This window comes from Variovorax sp. E3 (assembly GCF_016082275.1).
Classification (GTDB): Bacteria; Pseudomonadota; Gammaproteobacteria; order Burkholderiales; family Burkholderiaceae_C; genus Variovorax.
This window is the reverse complement of the sequence record NZ_MOWM01000070.1, coordinates 1-17,909: the sequence shown is the minus strand read 5'-3', so window position 1 is coordinate 17,909 and position 17,909 is coordinate 1. Positions and strand designations below refer to the sequence as shown.

Annotated in this window: 9 protein-coding genes and 3 pseudogenes; 7 read left to right on the top strand and 5 right to left on the bottom strand. The window is 69.8% G+C overall.

Going from position 1 to position 17,909, the window contains the following annotated elements:
* Positions 1–5: 5 nt before the first annotated feature.
* The 3 genes from BMG07_RS22735 to BMG07_RS22725 all read left to right on the top strand — a co-directional run bounded on the left by BMG07_RS22735 (position 6) and on the right by BMG07_RS22725 (position 5,181).
* Entirely contained in the window at positions 6–3,299 is a 3,294-nt protein-coding gene (locus BMG07_RS22735) for a carboxyl transferase domain-containing protein (RefSeq protein WP_198086447.1), read from the top strand.
* A 150-nt stretch (positions 3,300–3,449) separates the two neighbouring features.
* Positions 3,450–4,685: an SGNH/GDSL hydrolase family protein gene (locus BMG07_RS22730; protein WP_269759293.1), complete on the top strand. Its 1,236-nt coding sequence runs from the start codon at positions 3,450–3,452 to the stop codon at positions 4,683–4,685.
* 121 nt (positions 4,686–4,806) lie between these two features.
* The gene (locus BMG07_RS22725) at positions 4,807–5,181 is read left to right on the top strand and encodes a YXWGXW repeat-containing protein (protein WP_198086445.1); all 375 of its coding nucleotides are present in this window, start codon (positions 4,807–4,809) and stop codon (positions 5,179–5,181) included.
* A gap of 21 nt (positions 5,182–5,202) precedes the next feature.
* On the opposite strand, the gene purU is transcribed toward BMG07_RS22725, so the two are convergent.
* On the bottom strand, positions 5,203–6,069 hold the full coding sequence (gene purU, locus BMG07_RS22720; RefSeq protein WP_198086444.1) for a formyltetrahydrofolate deformylase: 867 nt from the start codon (positions 6,067–6,069) through the stop codon (positions 5,203–5,205).
* Positions 6,070–6,139: 70 nt separating this feature from the next.
* Between purU and BMG07_RS22715 the strand changes: the two are divergent.
* Positions 6,140–7,473, top strand: a pseudogene (locus tag BMG07_RS22715) (aminotransferase class III-fold pyridoxal phosphate-dependent enzyme).
* Positions 7,474–7,540: 67 nt separating this feature from the next.
* On the opposite strand, the gene BMG07_RS22710 reads toward BMG07_RS22715, so the two are convergent.
* The gene (locus BMG07_RS22710) at positions 7,541–7,921 is read right to left on the bottom strand and encodes a hypothetical protein (protein ID WP_198086443.1); all 381 of its coding nucleotides are present in this window, start codon (positions 7,919–7,921) and stop codon (positions 7,541–7,543) included.
* A gap of 230 nt (positions 7,922–8,151) precedes the next feature.
* On the opposite strand from BMG07_RS22710, the gene BMG07_RS22705 reads away from it, so the two are divergent.
* The 3 genes from BMG07_RS22705 to BMG07_RS22695 all read left to right on the top strand — a co-directional run bounded on the left by BMG07_RS22705 (position 8,152) and on the right by BMG07_RS22695 (position 15,632).
* A complete protein-coding gene (locus tag BMG07_RS22705) occupies positions 8,152–8,733 on the top strand; it encodes a hypothetical protein (RefSeq protein ID WP_269759286.1) in 582 nt (193 codons plus the stop codon).
* Positions 8,734–8,750: 17 nt separating this feature from the next.
* Positions 8,751–10,166, top strand: coding sequence for a CsgG/HfaB family protein (locus tag BMG07_RS22700; protein ID WP_198086442.1), 1,416 nt, complete (start codon positions 8,751–8,753; stop codon positions 10,164–10,166).
* Between the two features lie 75 nt (positions 10,167–10,241).
* Positions 10,242–15,632 (top strand): S-layer family protein, encoded by a 5,391-nt coding sequence (locus BMG07_RS22695; RefSeq protein WP_198086441.1) that lies wholly within the window; start codon positions 10,242–10,244, stop codon positions 15,630–15,632.
* A 69-nt stretch (positions 15,633–15,701) separates the two neighbouring features.
* On the opposite strand, the gene BMG07_RS22690 is transcribed toward BMG07_RS22695, so the two are convergent.
* The 3 genes and pseudogenes from BMG07_RS22690 to BMG07_RS45005 all read right to left on the bottom strand — a co-directional run.
* On the bottom strand, positions 15,702–16,583 hold the full coding sequence (locus tag BMG07_RS22690; protein WP_198086440.1) for a ChaN family lipoprotein: 882 nt from the start codon (positions 16,581–16,583) through the stop codon (positions 15,702–15,704).
* A 183-nt stretch (positions 16,584–16,766) separates the two neighbouring features.
* Positions 16,767–17,044: pseudogene (locus tag BMG07_RS22685) on the bottom strand (DUF3567 domain-containing protein).
* 63 nt (positions 17,045–17,107) lie between these two features.
* A pseudogene (locus BMG07_RS45005) lies at positions 17,108–17,909 on the bottom strand (DUF3108 domain-containing protein); the annotation flags it as partial.

Here is a 17,909-nt window from a genome sequence, read left to right as displayed (position 1 = left end):
TCCGTTTGTTCTCCAAAGTTCTGATTGCCAACCGCGGCGAGATCGCCGTGCGGCTGGTGCGCGCGCTGCGCGACCTGGGCATCGCCAGCGTGGCGGTGCATGCACGCGACGACGCGGCGGCGCTGCATGTGCAACTGGCCGATGCGGCCGTGGCGCTCGACGCCACCGGGCCCTCCGCCTACCTCGACGTCGCCGCGCTGATCGCGGTGGCGAAGGCGCAGGGGTGCGACGCGGTGCATCCCGGCTACGGCTTTCTCAGCGAGCGCGCGGACTTCGCGCAGGCTTGTGCCGATGCCGGCCTGGTCTTCATCGGGCCGACGCCGGAGCAACTGGGCCTGTTCGGCGACAAGGCGCGTGCGCGCGCGCTCGCCACGCAATGCGACGTGCCGGTGATGCCGGGCAGCGCGGGCGCCGTGTCGCTCGCGCAGGCGCAGGCCTTCTTCGCCGAGCAGCGTGCGCAGGGCGCGGGCGTGATGGTCAAGGCCATCGGCGGCGGCGGCGGGCGCGGCATGCGCGCGGTGCTGAATGCCGACGAACTGCCCGAGGCGCACGCGCGTTGCATGTCCGAAGCCAAGGCGGCCTTCGGCATCGAAGGTGTATATCTCGAGCGGCTGATGCGAAATGCGCGTCACATCGAAGTGCAGGTGCTGGGCGACGGCCAATCGGTGGCGAGCCTGGGCGAGCGCGAATGCACGCTGCAGCGGCGCTTTCAGAAGCTGGTGGAAATCGCGCCGAGCCCTTCGCTGCCGGAAGCCTTGCGCGCGCAGGTCACGCAGGCCGCGCTGCGCATGGCGAAGACGGTCGGCTATCGCGGGCTCGGCACTTTTGAATTCCTGGTCGATGCGGCGTCGACGAGCTTGCCTTTCGTCTTCATCGAGGCGAATCCGCGCCTGCAGGTCGAGCACACGGTGACGGAGGCGGTGACGGGGCTGGACCTCGTGCAACTGCAGATCGAAGTCGCTGCGGGCCAGTCGCTGAGCGCGCTGGGCGTGGCTGCCGATCGCACGGCGCCGCAGCGCGGCTTTGCGGTGCAGTGGCGCATCAACGCCGAGACGCTCGACACGCAGGGCAACGCGCGGCCTTCGGGCGGCACGCTGGCGCGTTTCGATCTGCCGGCAGGGCCCGGCGTGCGCGTCGACACGCACGGCTACGCGGGGCTCGCGCCTTCGCCGCACTACGACACGTTGCTCGCGAAACTCATCGTGCATTCACCGTCGCCGCGTTTCGCGGATGCGCTGCGGCGCTCGCTGCGTGCGCTGGACGAATGCCACATCGAAGGCATCGCGACGAACCTCTCGCTGCTGCGTGCCATTGCGGCGCGGCCCGAGTTCGCGACGCAGGCGGTGCATACGCGTTTCGTCGAGGCGCATCTGGGCGACCTGCTCGCATCGGCTGCTTCATTCGACAAGCAGGTGAAGAAGACGGCGGTGGCACCCGCCGCGGAAGCCGCCATCGCCGATGACGACTCGAACGAACTGACCGTGAAGGCGCCGATGCCCGCGCGCCTCGTGCAATTCGAAGTCGCCGTGGGCGACGTGCTGCCCGCCGGCGCGCAACTCGGTGTGCTCGAAGCCATGAAAATGGAGCACCTGCTGCACGCGCCCGTGGCCGGCCGTGTGGTCGCCCTGCTGGCCGAGCCCGGTGACTACCTCGTCGAAGGCCAGTCGCTGGTGCAGCTCGAAGCCGTCGATGCGCAAGCCGTCGAGGCCGAGGCGCGCGCCGAGCACGACCTCGACGCGATCCGCCCCGACCTGCGGAAGGTCATCGACCGCCACGCGCCCACGCTCGACGCCAACCGCAAGGCGGCCGTCGACAAGCGCCACGCACAGGGTGGTCGCACCGCGCGCGAGAACATCGCCGACCTGTGCGACACCGCCGCCGACCCCGGCAACTTCATCGAATACGGCGCACTCGCCATCGCCGCGCAGACGCGCCGCCGCACGCTCGAAGACCTGATCGCCAACACGCCCGCGGACGGCATGGTCACGGGACTGGGCAGCATCAACGCGAAGCAGTTCGGCCCCGAGGTGTCGCGCTGCGCCGTGCTGGCCTACGACTACACCGTGCTGGCCGGTACGCAGGGCATGCGCAACCACCACAAGACCGATCGCCTGCTGGCGGTGGCGCACCAGCTCAAGCTGCCGGTCGTGCTGTTCGCCGAGGGCGGCGGCGGCCGGCCGGGCGACACCGACATGCCGATCGTCGCGGGCCTGAACAACCACACCTTCAGCCAGTTCGCGGCGCTGTCGGGCAAGGTGCCGGTGGTCGGCATCGTGCACGGCCGCTGCTTCGCGGGCAACGCGGCGCTGCTGGGCTGCGCCGACGTGATCATCGCGACCAAGGGCAGCAACATCGGCATGAGCGGCCCCGCGATGATCGAGGGCGGCGGGCTCGGCACCTTCGCGCCCGAGCAGATCGGGCCGAGCAGCGTGCAGTCGCGCAACGGCGTGATCGACATCCTCGTGGACGACGAGGCCGCAGCCGTGGCCGCGGCGAAGCAGTACCTTTCGTACTTCCAGGGCGCGACCACCGAGTGGCAGTGCGCCGACCCGCGCGCGCTGCGCCATGTGGTGCCCGAGAACCGCCTGCGCGTGTACGACGTGCGCGCGGCGATGCGCGGCGTGGCCGACACGGGCTCGGTGCTGGAACTGCGCGCGGGTTTCGGCGCGGGCGTCGTCACCGCGCTCGCGCGCATCGAGGGCAAGCCGGTCGGGCTGATGGCGAACAACCCGCACCACCTGGGCGGTGCGATCGACGTCGAGGCGGCCGACAAGTCCGCGCGTTTCATGCAGCTGTGCAATGCGCACGGCCTGCCAATTGTTTCGTTGTGCGACACGCCCGGCTTCATGGTCGGCCCCGAGATCGAGGCGCAGGCACAGGTGCGCCACGTCTGCCGCATGTTCATGGTGGCGTCGCATCTGCGCGTGCCGTTCTTTGCCGTCGTGCTGCGCAAGGGCTATGGCCTCGGTGCGCAGGCGATGACGGCGGGCGGCTTCGATGCACCCGTGTTCACCGTGGCCTGGCCCACCGGAGAATTCGGTGCAATGGGCCTCGAAGGGGCTGTGAGACTGGGTTTTCGCAAGGAGCTGTCCGCCGCGCCCGAGGGCGCCGAGCGCGATGCGCTGTTCAAGAAGCTCGTGGCACAGCAGTACGAAAACGGCGAGGCGATCCACATGGCGCAGACGCTGGAGATCGACGCGGTGATCGATCCGGCGGACACGCGCGCATGGCTGGTGCGCGGGCTGAACTCGGCCACGCGGCGCATGGAACCTGTCTCGCCCTACGTCGACACCTGGTAACGGCACGCTAGACCTCGTAACGACCGGGGGCAAGGCGGCTCCGTACACTGGATCGCTTTGCGCATGGAACTGTTTTCACGTTGGTTCGCCCGCGTCCGCGCGGGGTCCGCAACGCATTGGACGATCGCTTTTCTTCTTGCCGCGGTGGCAATGGGCGTGTGGGCCGTGCCTTCCAGCGGCAAGCCTCGGCAACCCGCCGAGGCACATTGGGTCGCCGGTTGGGCGGCTGCGCCGGTGGACTTCCGCGAGCTCATGGCCAACCCCGCCGCAGCTTCTCTGGGCGGTCCCGGCAAGCATATATTCCAGGGTCAGAGCCTTCGGCAACTGGTGCGGCCGGCGCTGGACGGCGAACGTGTCCGCGTCCGTTTCTCCAACCGCTTCGGCAAGACGCCGCTGCATATCGGGGCGGCCAGCGTGGGTCTGGTCACCGGGGAAGGCACGCTGTCCCCGGCCACCCTGGGCGCATTGCGTTTCGGCGGCCGCCCGAGCCTGACCATCGCCCCCGGCGGCGATGCGTGGAGCGACGGCATCGATCTGAAGGTCGAGGCGGGGCAGGCCGTGGCGGTCAGCACGTTCCTCGACCAGCCCACGCCGTTCTCGACCGTCTACCTGCATGGGCCGGGCACGAGCTGGGTCGCTTCCGGCAACGGCACCGCAACGCCCAAGCTCCAGGGGGCGATGCCGTTGGCGCTCAATCACATCGTGACCGGGCTCGACGTGCTTGCGACACTGCCGGTGCGCATCGTGGTCGCGTTCGGCGATTCGATCACCGCGGGAAGCAACGAGGAGAGCGGGGGCTCTTCGTACCCCGAGATGCTGGCCACCCGGCTGCGCGACAGCCCTCAGGTGCCGGGCGCGCTGTCGGTGCTCAACATGGGCATCGGCGGCAACCGGCTGCTGCTCGACGGCTCGGGCCCCAGCGGCATGTCGCGCTTCGCGAAGGACGCGCTGGCGCAAAGCGGCGTGACGCACGCGATCGTGCTGATGGGCACCAACGACATCGGCCGAAGCGCCTTTCCGGGCGCGCTGGCAGGGTTGCTCACCACGTCCGAGCCGCCGACGGCCGAGCGCATCACCGAAGGCCTCGAGCAACTGATCAAGCAGGCGCGGGCCAAGGGCGTGAAAGTGATGATCGGCACGGTGCCGCCCTTCAGGAACACGCCCTACTGGACCGAGGCCACGGAGGCCATGCGCGGCGCCGTCAACCGCTGGATCCGGGCGCGCCAGGACGTGGACGGCGTCATCGATTTCGACGCCATCCTGCGCGACCCCGCGGACCCGCTGGCGCTGAACCCGAAGTACGACAGCGGCGACCACCTGCATCCCGGCAAGGCCGGGCATGCGGCCATGGCGCAGGCCATCGACCTGAAGGAACTGCTGGAGTAAGTACTCGCAACGCGAACGAATCGCGAAACAGCTCTACACAAGATTTCGCGCCCGGCTTACAGGCCGTTCACAAGCCCCCGGCAGCATGAAGACTCCTCCAACAACGCATGAGGTGTTCTTCATGAAAAAAATCGCATTGGCTTTTTCCATCGGCGCGGCTTCGCTGCTGTCGGTGGGCGCGTTGACCGTTCCCACCGCCGCGCAGGCGCAGCCCGCGGTGACCATCCAGGTGGCGCCGCCGGCGCCGCGTTTCGAGCGCGTGCCGCCGCCGCGCCGGGGTTATGTCTGGGCGCCGGGGCACTACGAATGGCGGGGTGGCCGCCACGTGTGGATGGGCGGCTACTGGGTGCGTGCGCGTCCGGGCTATGCCTACCGTCCGCCGGAGTGGCGCCAGGACGGCGGCCGCTGGCAGTACAACGCGGGCCGCTGGGACCGTGACGGCGACGGCGTGCCCAACCGCTACGACCGCCGCCCCAACAACCCGTACCGGAACTGAGTCCGGCGCCTTTGACGAGGCTTAGCGGAAGACCACGGTGCGGTGGCCGTTCAGCAGCACGCGGTGCTCGCTGTGCCACTTCACCGCGCGGGCCAGCACCTGGCTCTCGGTGTCGCGGCCGCGGGCCGTGAGGTCTTCCACGGTGTCGGTGTGGTCGGCGCGGGCCACGTCCTGCTCGATGATCGGGCCCTCGTCGAGGTCGGCCGTCACGTAGTGGGCGGTGGCGCCGATCAGCTTCACGCCGCGGTCGTGCGCCTGGTAGTAGGGCTTGGCGCCCTTGAAGCTGGGCAGGAACGAGTGGTGGATGTTGATCGCGCGGCCGGCCAGCTTGCCGCACAGGTCGTTGCTCAGCACCTGCATGTAGCGCGCGAGCACCACGAGCTCGGCGCCCTCGGCCTCGATGATTTCCAGCTGTTTGGCTTCGGCCTGCGCCTTGGTCGCGGCCGTCACCGGGATGTGGTGGAACGGCACGTTGTAGCTGGCCGCCAGCTGGTAGAACTCGCGGTGGTTCGAGATGATGGCGCGCACGTCGATCGACAGCAGGCCGCTCTTCCAGCGGAACAGCAGGTCGTTCAGGCAATGGCCTTCCTTGCTGACCAGGATCACCGTCTTCATCGGCTCGGCGGCGGCGTGCAGCTGCAGCGTCATGCCGAAGCCGCCGGCGAAGGTCTTCAGTTCCTCGCGCAGCACGGCTTCGCTGTGCGCGCCGCAGGCAAAGCGCACCCGCATGAAGAACAGGCCGGTGCCGTGGTCGTTGTACTGGGCGGCCTCTTCGATGTTGGCGCCGCGTTCGAGCAGGAAGCCCGAGACAGCGTGCACGATGCCCGTCCGGTCGGGGCAGGAGAGGTTCAGGATGTAGGCGGGCGAGGTGGGCGTTTGGGTCGTCATCAGGGGCGCAATTGTGGCAGGGGTGCCAGAATCGCGATTTTCCCCGATCACATAACCGCAGGAGCGAGACATGGCCTTCCAGGACTTCAACATGGACAACCAGTGGTTGCCCTTCACCCCCAACCGTCATTTCCGCAAGGACCCGCGCGTCTTCGTCGCGGCCGACGGCATGGAGTTCACCACGCACGACGGCAAGAAGGTGATCGACGGGATCTCCTCGCTCTGGTGCGTGGGCGCGGGCCACAACCGCAAGCCGATCAACGAAGCCATCAAGAAGCAGCTCGACACGCTGGACTACGCCACGGCCTTCCAGGTCAGCAACGACAAGGCTTTCAAGGCGGCCGAGATGATCGCCTCGCTGGCGCCCGGCGACCTCAACAAGGTGCTGTTCTGCAACTCGGGCTCCGAAGCCGCCGACACCTCGATGAAGGTGGCGCTGGCCTACCACCGCGCGCGCGGCGAGGGCCACCGCAACGTGTTCATCGGCCGCGAGAAGGGCTACCACGGCGTGGGCTTCGGCGGCATGTCGGTGGGCGGCATTCCGGGCAACCGCAAGGTGTTCGGCTCGGCCTTTTTGCCGCGCGTGGACCACATGCGCTTCATTCACGACCCGGTGAACCACGCCTACATCCACAACGAGGAGCCGGTGTGGGCCGAAGACCCGCTGGTCGAGCTCGAAACGCGCATCCTGCCGCTGCACGATCCGAGCAACATCGCCGCGATCATCGTCGAGCCGGTGGCCGGTTCGGCCGGCTGGTACCTGCCGCCCAAGGGCTACCTGAAGCGCCTGCGCGAGATCTGCGACAAGCACGGCATCCTGCTGATCTTCGACGAGGTCATCACGGGCTTCGGCCGCATGGGCACCAACTTCGCGTCGGACTATTTCGGCGTGGTGCCCGACATGCTGAACTTCGCCAAGTGCGTGACCAACGGCGTGATTCCGCTGGGCGGCGTGATCTGCCGCGACAAGCTCTACGACGCGATGATGAAGACCGACGCGCCCGAGCACGTGGTCGAGTTCTTCCACGGCTACACCTACTCGGGTCACCCGGTGGCCTGCGCCGCGGCGATTGCCACGCTCGACCTGTTCAAGGAAGAAAACCTGTTCGCCGCGCGGGCGAGATGGGCAAGGTGCTCGGCGATGCCTTCCACAGCGCCTTCAAGGGCCTGCCCAACGTGATCAGCATCCGCAGCCTCGGCCTGGCCGCGGCGGTGGAGCTCGCGCCCATCGCGGGCGCGCCGGGCAAGCGCGCCTACGACATCTTCCTGGACTGCTTCCACAAGGGCGCGCTGGTGCGGGCCGCGGGCGACGTGCTGGTGATCGCGCCGCCGTACATCGTGGAGAAGTCGCACATCGACACGCTGGTGAACACGCTGGCCGACGCGATCAAGGCGCACGCCTGAGGCTTTTTCTCTCTTGCCCATGCCGGTGCCGGCATGGGCGGCGCGCACGCCGTGACGGCGCGCCGGGCTACCGCCCCTCCAGGTCTTCCGCGGCCAGCCCCGCCAGGTAGACGCACGCACCACCGATTGCCGTGGACAACAACGCCAGCGTGAAGGCCAGGCGCTTGCCGTGCCACAGCGACCCGAGCCAGTCCTCGAACTCGGCCATGCGCACAGTGGCTTTTCCGCCCATGCGTTCCACTTCCTGCTGCTGGCGCTTCGACGCATCGAGCGGCACCACGTAGACCTGCCCGTTCAAGACGCGCTGCCCGGCGGCGCCTGCGTCGGCATCTTCGTTGCCGCTCGCCGCCACGAAGACGCCCACCGCGCAGACCCAGCCCGCCAGCAGGATCGCGAGACCCGCGAAACGAAGGCGGCGATGGGCTGCTGCGGCGGCGTTGCTTGGCATGGGCGTGCGGTCTCTGGTGTGAGGTGGTTCGACGGGCTACCGGAACCCGTGGAAGGCCATCGGATTCTGGCGCACGGCGTCTCGGCTGACGTCCGTCCGCGCGTTTCACTTCTACCGGTTCAAGGGATACCGGCCATTTCTTTCGCTCCCTAGCATCCCTCCTCGCGAAACGTAGCACTTATGAATTCAATGCCGGATTCAACGCGTGCGTCTTTCAGAGAGGAGCCATCATGCAGCGCGTCTTTTCTTCCGCCGGCCTCGACGAGCCCGGCCGCCGCCGCCATCGGTTGCCCAGGCTGATGGCCCTGGCGCTTGCGGCCGCCGGCTGCGCGTCTTCTTCGATGGCGCTGGCCAACAACGTCGGCGAGAACGCCGCATGGCAGTTCCAGACCAGCACCGACAAGGTCAACCAGGCGGCCGTGCAGGACATGATCCGCAAGCAGAAGAGCGGCTACTACGCAGCGCCCGTCTACAACACCAACATCGGCCGCCAGTACAACTGCAACGTGTCGGCCAGCTCGACCGGCAACGACGGCAACAACAGCACCGTCGCCAATTCGCCGTCGAACGCGGGCGCGCGCTCGGACGCCTCGGGCAACGACAGCCGCACCGGCGTGGGCACGACCGGCGGCGCCACGGTGGGCACCTCGCAAGCCAACAGCGGCACGGTCGGCTCGGCCGTCGTCGGCGGCACCAGCACGCAGGTGCAGGGCGCGGCCAACCAGGCGCTGAACTCGGCGCAGGGCAACTCCGGTGCGCAGACCGCCAGCGTGGGCGGCAGCTCGGCGTGCGCGTTCGGCGTGCTCAATTGAAAACCGGGGCACGCGACATGCACATCACCCGAACATTCACACTCGCCGCGGTCGCGACCGTGGCGCTCGCCGGTTGCGTCTCTGCGCCGCAGCAGCGCTTTGCGCCGAACGAAGCACCGGTCGTGCTCGGCCCGGCGGTGCGCGACAACGTCACGCCGATGGAGGCGGTGCTCGCCTGCTACGCCGACCACATTGCCGCCACGCGCCGCCCGCCCATCGTCATCGGCGTGGGCGACGTGAAGGACTACACCGGCAAGTACAGCATCAACGAAGGCAACGCGATCACGCAAGGCGGCGCGCTGATGGTGTATTCGGCCCTCGGCAAGCTCGGCGGCGCGGTGAGCATCGCCGAGCGCTTCGACCCGGTGATCGCCGAGCGCGAACTCGCCTATGCCGATCGCCGCCAGCTCGGCGACGGCCGCACGCACCAGCTCGGCGGGCCCAACGGCGGACAGAACGTGCCGTGGCTGCCGTACTTCGGCGGCACCATCAACAAGTCCGACTACTTCATCGTCGGCGGCATCACCGAGCTCAACTACAACATCAACTCGGGCGGCGCGGAGTTCGGCGTGAACCAGGTGGGCGTGAAGGCGCGCACCTTCAGCCAGTCGGTGAGCGTGGACCTGCGCATCGTCGACACCAAGTCGCTGATGGTGGTGCGCACGGTGAGCCTCACCAAGCAGTTCAACGGCTACGAAGTGGGGCTGAACGTGTTCCGCTTCTTCGGCAGCAAGCTGTACGACGTGGACATCGGCGCCAAGGGCCAGGAGCCGGTGCAGATGGGCGTGCGCGCCGCGCTCGAGGAGGGCGTGGTGCGGCTCATGGCCGCCGTCACGCAGGTCGACCACCGGCCTTGCATGACGATGCGTCCCGGCGGTGGCGAACCGATTCCGCTGACCCCCGCCGACCAGCTGCGCAAGGTCGACAACCCGGGCGCCGACGCCTCGGTGGGCGGCGGTGCGGTGACCTCGCCCGTGGTGCAGAGCGGCGTGGCCGTCAACGCGGGCGGCCCCGGCGGCGCGCGCCTCACGGGCACGGCCACGCAGGTGCCGTTCGACTTCGGCGCGACCACGCTCGGCGGCAGCACGCTCGCGCTGATCGACCAGATCGCGGGCGCCGCGAAGAAAGGCGCCACCGACATCGTGCTGGTGGCGCGCGACACCGAGAACTGGGACGCCCGCAAGCGCGACGAGCTGACCGACCAGCGCATTGCGGCGGTCACGTCCGCGTTGGCCAACCGGGGCGTGGCGCCCGGCGCGATCAGCGTGACGTGGCGGCCCGACGCGGCCGACACCTCGATCCACCGCGACGGGCCGGGCCTGCAGGAGATCGCCAAGCTGCGCATCGGCAGCCCGGTGGTCGGCGGGGCCGCACCGGCCTCGCCCGCCGCCACCCCCGTTGCTTCCGCCGACAGCGCCGTCAAGGGCGACTGATCGGCCTTCGCGCGCATTTTTCCGCCGCACCTCTTTCCGACCCAAGACCGCTTCCAACATTCCAGGAGTCACGCCATGAAAGCACGCCAGATCCAGAGTCGGGCCGCACGCGCGCCCATGTTCAGCCTCAGCAGCATCGCATCGGCCGCCGCGATGGCGCTGATCGCCACCGGCGCGCACGCGGCCGGCACGACGGTCGACACCGCCTTCGTCGGCGCCGTGAGCAACACGACCGCGGGCGTGCCCGACCGGCAGAGCAACGCTGGCAACGTGGACGCGACGATCACCAACGCGACCATCGGCACCACCGCCACCGGCACGCCGACGACGCCGACCCCCACGCCGGTTTCGCTGTCCACCAACGGCAACCTGATCGGCGCGTCGGCCACCGGCAACATCGCCTCGTCCACCGTGGGCACGCTGGCGACCCCGATCGGCGCGCTCAACAACGCCGCGACGGTGGCCATCGGCGTCAACACCGGCGTGGTGTCGAGCAAGGTCGACACCAGCAAGATGGAAGTGATCTCGCTGCAGACCGGCAGCGTGCTGAACGCCGACAACACCATCTCGGCCACGACCACGCTGAACAACGGCACGTCGCTGGTGTCGGGCACCGCGAGCAATGCGCCGGCGCAGCAGGGCACGGCCACGCTGCTCTTTCCGGGAGGGCCGACGCTGTTCAATGCGTCGGGCAACATCGTCGTGACCTCGGTGCAGTCGGCGACGGGCGCAGCCTCGACGGCGGCGGCCAACAACAGCATGGTCGACCTGCTGATGGCCTCGACCGTGAACAGCGCCGTGACGGGCACGGCATCGCTGGACCGCAACACGGTCTCCGCGGTGCTCAAGGGCAACAGCGCCAACAGCACGGCGCAGATCCAGTCGGGCGGCGCGCCGACCTTCGCGGGCTCGGCGATGGTGTCGAACCTGCAGGTGAACGGCAACGGCATCGTGGCCGCGGCGCACAGCGCCACCAACTCGGGCGCCACGGTGATCGGCGCGGTCTCGGGCGTGCCGGGCGTGACCAACACGCTGAAGGGCACGCTGTCGGTGCAGGGCAATGCGATTTCCAGCGCGGTCACGGGCAACGAGGCGCTCGGCGCCACGGGCGACACCGCCGGCAACCGCATCGTGCTCGGCGACGCGGTGTCGGTGGCGGGCACCACCGCGCCCACGGCCAACGACAGCACCCACACGGGCGTGGGCGTGGCCACCCACATGAACAGCGACCTGGCCGTCATCAACAGCCAGGGCAACATCGGCAACGGCCTGGCGAGCACGATGGTCGCGCAGACCTCGGGCGCGTCCGTGGTGGCCAGCGCGCAGGCGGTCGACGGCGGCACGGTGCTGCTGCGCGACAACAGCATCACCGCAGCCATGACCGGCAACGCGGCGTCGAGTTCGATCGCCACCGGCAAGGGCGTGTCTTCGTACGCGGCCTCCACCGCGCTGTCGAACCAGCAGTCGAATTCGGGCGCGCCGGGCGTCGCGCTCGTGAGCCCTTCGGCCATCCTGGCGCAGGCGGGCGACGCCACGCACGGCGTGGCCAACGGCACGGTCACGGTCGGCGGCAACCGCGTGGCGGCCACCGCGCAGGGCAACCAGGTGACGCAGAGCATGGCGCTCGCCGCGTCCGACCTGAGCACCGGCAGCGGCGCGGCAGTGCTGACGGGCGGCACGAGTTCCGACGGCCGCGTTTCGGCGGCTGGCTCGACCACCATCACCAACCTGCAGGGCAACTACAACGACGGCGGCGTGGGCGCCATCAACGGCGCACCGCTCGTGCCGGGCTCGCTGATCTGGCTCACCGCGAACGGCGGCGGCGCACCGATCTCCAAAAGCGCGCTGTCGTCGACCACGAACCGGCAAGAGGCCATCGCGGTCGGCAACGGCGCGACCAACGCGCTGTCGCTCACGGGCACGACGGTGGGCACGGGCGCGGGCATTGCCAGCGTGCAGATGAACGACGCCAGCTCCCCCGTGGGCACGGGCCTGTACGGCGCGCAAGCCGCGATCGGGGTGACGGGCAACATCAACGGCAAGTCCTCGGTGGCGCTGACCGACAACGTGCAGCGCGCCATCGGCTACGGCAACTCGGCATCGAACGCGGTGGGCGTGAAGGCCGGCAACGTGACGGTGACGCCTTCGGCGGCGGTGGCGTCCAGCGTCACGGTCAACCTCGCCAGCAGCCTGCCGTTCGACAACGCCCTGGCCACGCAGCCGGTCGTGAATGCGGCGTATGGCGTGCTCAACGACCAGTCGACGCGGTCCACCGTCAACTCGGCCGCGATCGGCGCCGACGGCTTCGCGGTGGGCGTGGTCGGCGGCGTGACGGGCAGCAGCGTGGCCAACGACCGCAACGCTTTCGTCGCGGCCGCCTACGGCAACGACGCGGCGAACGGCGTGGTGCTCGATGCGGGCAACCTCAAGGCCTCGGGCTTCGCGTCGGTGGCCAACGTGACCAACACGCAGGCCGTGGGCGGCGGCGGCACCGTCATCGGCGCCACGGCGGCCGGCGGCACGGTGGAGCGCACGGTGATCACCGGCGGCCTGGACACGGCCTCGGTCTCGGCCTCGAACAACAACGCGCAGGCGCTGGCCTACGGCAGCCGCGCCACCGGCAACACGGTGGGCGTGAAGGGCACGAACATCGCCACGACGGGCTTCGTCAATTCGGGCGCGACGCTGGCGGGCAACGTGCTCGCGACCAACGCATCGTCCAGCGTGCAGAACGCGCAGGCCGGCCAGGGCAGCGTGAGCGCGGAACGCAGCGGCGGGCCCGAAGTGTGGACGCAGGTCGGCGGCGCCGTGACCGCATCGAGCGTGGTGGCCAACGGCAACACCGCCGGCGCCGACGCCACGAGCAACAGCGCGGTGAACGGCGTGGCCATCGACGCATCGAACGTCGCGACCACCAGCGCGGTGCAGAACGCGCAGTTCACCTCCGCCGCCGTGACTTCGCGCGTCGGCCAGCTGGGCGGCCCGCTCGCTTCGCAGGCCGGGGTGCGCGTGTCGCTGGGCGGTGCTTCGGTGCAGGGTTCGAAGGTCGCGGTGAGCAACAACGAGAACGGCGGTTCGTCCACCGGCAACGCGGCCACCAGCAGCATCGACGTGAAGGGCACGAACATCGCGTCGGCCAACGGCCAGTTGTCCGCGTCCGCCGCAAGCCAGGTCGGCGCGACCAACGCGAACGCCGACCATGCGCTGTCGAACACGCAACTGGTGCTCGGCACGCCGCTGATTTCTTCCACCGTGGGCGGCGCCTTCGGCATCGACACGGCGGTGGGTTCGGCCGTGACCGGCTCGACCCTGAGCGTGACGGGCAACAAGCAGAGCGCCGAAGCCACCGGCAACACCGCCACCAACAGCGTGGCACTGGCCGGAGCGGGCGGCGCGGCGGCGGCCAACGTGTCGGCGCGCACGGCGCTGCAATCGACGCAGGCGAACTTCGGCGCGGTCGATGCGAAGTCGAGCATGCAGGCCTTCGCGCCGGCGTCGGTGGCGGGCGCGTCGACGGTCGAGATCTCGGGCAACCTCAACTCGGCCACGGCCGTGAGCAACGACGCGACCAACACGGTGAGCGTGAAGGCCGACAACAGCGCCGGCTTCATCTTCCCGGCCATCGTGACGCAGGGCGCGTTGCCCGGCAACACCACGGCCACGGGCGACCAGCTGCTGCTGAACCGGCAGAGCGCGTCCGGCGCGGTCGGCAGCACGGCCACCACCGCGATCTACAACCAGGACCGCGCGGTGGCCGGCACGGCGCTGGCCGGCGCCAGCAGCTTCAAGGTGACGGGCAACAGCACGGTGGCGCAGGCCACGGCCAACCAGGCGACCAACGCCAACACGCTGGCCGGCGGCGCGGCGCAAGCGGCGCGGCTGGCGGTGCTGAACGTGCAGGACAGCAGCGGCACCTCGACGGCCACGGCCGACAGCACGATCCGCCTCACGCTGAACGGCGGCGCGCCGATCAACGGCAGCGGCGCCATGCTCGACGGCAACACCACCAGCGGCATCGCCACCGGCAACGCGGCCACCAACAGCCTGGACGTGAAGGGCGGCGTGGTGTCGGGCAACCTCTTCGTGCCGCTGGCCGCCACGCTGGCGGTGCCCGCGGCCTCCACGCTCGTGGCCGCCGACCAGGCGCTGGTGAACGTGCAGGTGCAGACGGGCGAGGTGAGCGCGAAGGTGACCGGCAGCATCGGCATCGACACCACGACGGGCGCGACCATCGGCGGCTCGACGCTGAGCGTGTCGGACAACAAGCAGGCCGCGACGGCGGTGGGCAACACGGCGCTCAACAGCGTGAGCCTGGCCGGCACCAGCGTGGCGGCGCGCTCGGCGACGCAGTCGATCCAGACGGGCGACGCGCCGGTGTCGGCTTCGTCGAGCATGACGCTGTTCGCACCGGTGGGCTCGACGAATTCGACCGTGCGCCTGTCCGGCAACAGCAACACGGCGCTGGGCGTGATCAACGACGCGACCAACACCCTGAAGGTGACGGGCGGCAACACGCAGCCGCTGGCCAGCGCGGGCGCGGCGGTGCTGGGCGAGGCGCTGGCCTCGGGTGTCGTGGCCGCGGCCGGCGACCACGTGGTGTCGAACCGCCAGTCGGCAACGACGGCGGTCTCCGCCACGGCGACGACCGCGCTCAACAACGACGACAACACGCCGGGCGCGGCGAGCCTGGCGGGCGGCTCGCTCGCCGTCACCGGCAACAGCACCTTCGCCGAGGCCTCGGCCAACCGGGCGAGCAACAGCGCCACGGTGGCGGCCGGCGCGGTGCAGGGCGCGAGCGTGGGCATCGTCAACTCGCAGTCGAGCACAGCGGACGCAACGGCCAAGGCCAGCACGGTGGCGTCGGTGTCGCTGACCTCGGCGGCGGGCGCCACGGCGCTCAACGGCGGCGGGATCTCGCTCGACGGCAACACCACGGCGGCGCTGGCGCGCGGCAACGCGGCCACCAATGTGCTGGAGTCGAGCGCGGGCAGCGGCTACGGCGCGGCGGCCGCCGCACCGGGCAGCGGCAGCCTGTCGGCCTCGCCGCTGGCGCTGAACGTGACGGCCAGCGCGGCCATCCTGAACAGCCAGACCAATGCGGGCGCGGTGTCGGCGTCGAGCACGGGCACCAGCTACCAGGTGGCGCTGAATGCGACCGGCGCGCCGGGCACGCTCGGGGTGTCGAACGGCACCGTGGGCGTGACGGGCAACACGCTGGCCGCGCAGGCCTTTGGCAACAGCGCGACCAACCGGCTGACGCAGACCGCGCTGAACACCGGCGCGCCGAGCGCGGTGGTCGGCAACTACCAGGTCAACACGGGCAACGTGACGGCCTCGGTGACCAGCGTGAACTTCGGGGTGGGCGTATCGGGCCCGGTGAGCAACGGCACGCTGCGCACCACGGGCAACCAGATCACCGCGTCGGCGGTCGGCAATTCGGCGAGTTCGTCGATCGCTTCGCGCTGAACCCGGTCAGCCGCGGGGCATGAAGCCGCGGGCCTTCGGGCTCGCGGCTTTTTTCATGGGCGTTGCGGCTCAGTCGCCCGGCTTGGGCGCCGGCCTGGCGGGGGCGCGCAGTTCGGCGCAGTAGTCTTTTTCGGGCAGCGGGGGCGTCTGCCAGGTGCGGTCGAATTCGCCGGGCACCACGCTCGCCAGCGTGGGCGCGGCGAGCATGCGCACCGTGGCCACCTTGATGTCGTCCGGCAGGTGCTGCGGCACGCCCAGGGTGCGCACCACGTGGCCCGCGCCGGCGATCAGCAGCACGGTCTGGCCGGGCTTGCGCGCCTTGACGACGGCCTGCGCCATGGCGCGGTCGCGGCCGACCTGGATGCGGGTCATGGGAACGATCTGCGACTCGGGCAGCATCTTGCAGTGGCCGTCGCGCACGGCGGTCTGCTGCGCGGCGTAGGCCGCGGGGGCGAGCTGCGCGTCCAGGGACACATCGGCCATGGCGTCCTTCATGCGGGCGCGCGGCAGGTTGGCGCCGACCACGGGCACGCCCGCGCGCACGGCCGCCATCACGGCGGGGCCGTAGCTGGCCCAGGGCCAGGCCTTGTCGCTCCAGTCGAGGGCGGCCTGCACCTGGGCTTCGGTGGCGGTGGGGGCGACGTGAGCGGTGCTGCGGCCCTCTTCGGCCATCTCGAGCGCCAGCGCGGCGAGATGGCCGCGCGCGACCAGCGCCTCGACGGTTTCGCGCTCGATGACGTGGTGCTCGGGCGCATCGTGCTGCTCGCCGAGCAGCAGGACGTCGACGGGCTGCAGCGCGGCGATGCGGCGCGCGATCGGAACGTCGGGGGCATCGGGCTTGTCGGCGCCGGACGAAAGCGCCGAGCAGCCGGCGAACGTGGTCGCGACGAGCGTGGCGACCAGGGAGAACAGGAATCGGTGGGCCCGCGCGGGCCGGGGTGGAGAAAGCATCGCGCCATCGTATGCCGTCGGCGGGCGCTTGCCGTGCCGTCCATCAGCGCTTGTTGCTGTCGTCCGTGCCCCGCTTTCCTGTTGGCGTGCGGGTGGATTCACCGCTGAAAGCGGCTTTGCCATGAAAAAAGCGCCCTGTTGGGCGCTTTTTGCGGGAAACCGGATGAAAGCGGCTTCAGGGTCTCAGTGCACGAGGACCGGCGTGTGCGCCAGCTCGGCGTAGCCTCGAGGGTGTCCTCGACCTCTTCCTGGGTGGGGGTGTTGAGCTGCCAGGCCGCGATCTGTTGCTGGAACAGCTCGGCCCAGGAGCCGTCGAGGTACACCTCCTTGCCCGAACGCTTGTCCACAATTTCAAAGCCGTGGCGTTCCAGAACCGGCACATTCGGCTGCGCGGGCTCGTCGCCTTCATTGGGCTGTACGTGGACGACGACGAAAGACTCCGAGTCATAAAGCATGTTCATGGCGGGCCCTGTAAGGATGTCGATGGCGTTCATAGAGGTTACGTAGCAATCAACGCGCCAGTTTCAAGACCCGTTGTCTTTTGATTTACTTCTTTGCCAATGTGTGAGTTTTGCCTCAATTCGCGGGGCCCGTGGGTAGGGCTTTTCGCAATTGGGCGTCGGCGAAGTTGCCGTTGGACTCGGTTTGCTTGATCCGCACGGGCAAATAGCCGTAGTCGGGCGCCAGCCAGAGCTCCAGCCTGGCGTCGAACTGCTGGCGCGGGCTGCGCGTGAGCTTGCGCGCCCGGTATTCGCCGGCCGCAGGCTCAGCTGCTCTTCGTCGCCGACCACGAACACCCACACGCCGGCGTCGCGCGGCCCCACGGTCTGGATCGAGATCTGGCTGCCCGCCGGGTAGCGGCCCGGGTTGCCCGCCAGCAGGCCGCCGAGCTGCATCATGATGCTCAGGCGGTCCTGCGCCCCGGCCAGCAGCGGCACGGGCGGCGCGTTGTTGCTGAACACCACCTGCCCCTGGTCGCGCACGAAATGCGAGGCCACCTCGGACTTGCGGCTTTCCGAATAGCGATCGGGCTCGATGCCCGAGGGGCCGATCCTGCCCGTGCTGTGCTGGCTGCGGATGGTGCTGAACAGCACCTTGAGCGTCAGCCGGGCGTCGTAGCGGCTGCCGTCCTGCAGCCAGGTCAGCACGCCGAACACGCCCTGCATGGGCGAGGCGCCGTCTTGCCCGGTGGCCGCGAAATCCAGCGTGACCGAGCCCGGAATGCGCAGCGACTGGGTGCCGACGATGTTGCCGGACGTGGGGCTCGACGCCCCGGCCGTGGCACCGGTGTCGCCGGCGCCGGCCCCGGCGGCCGGGCCCGTGCCG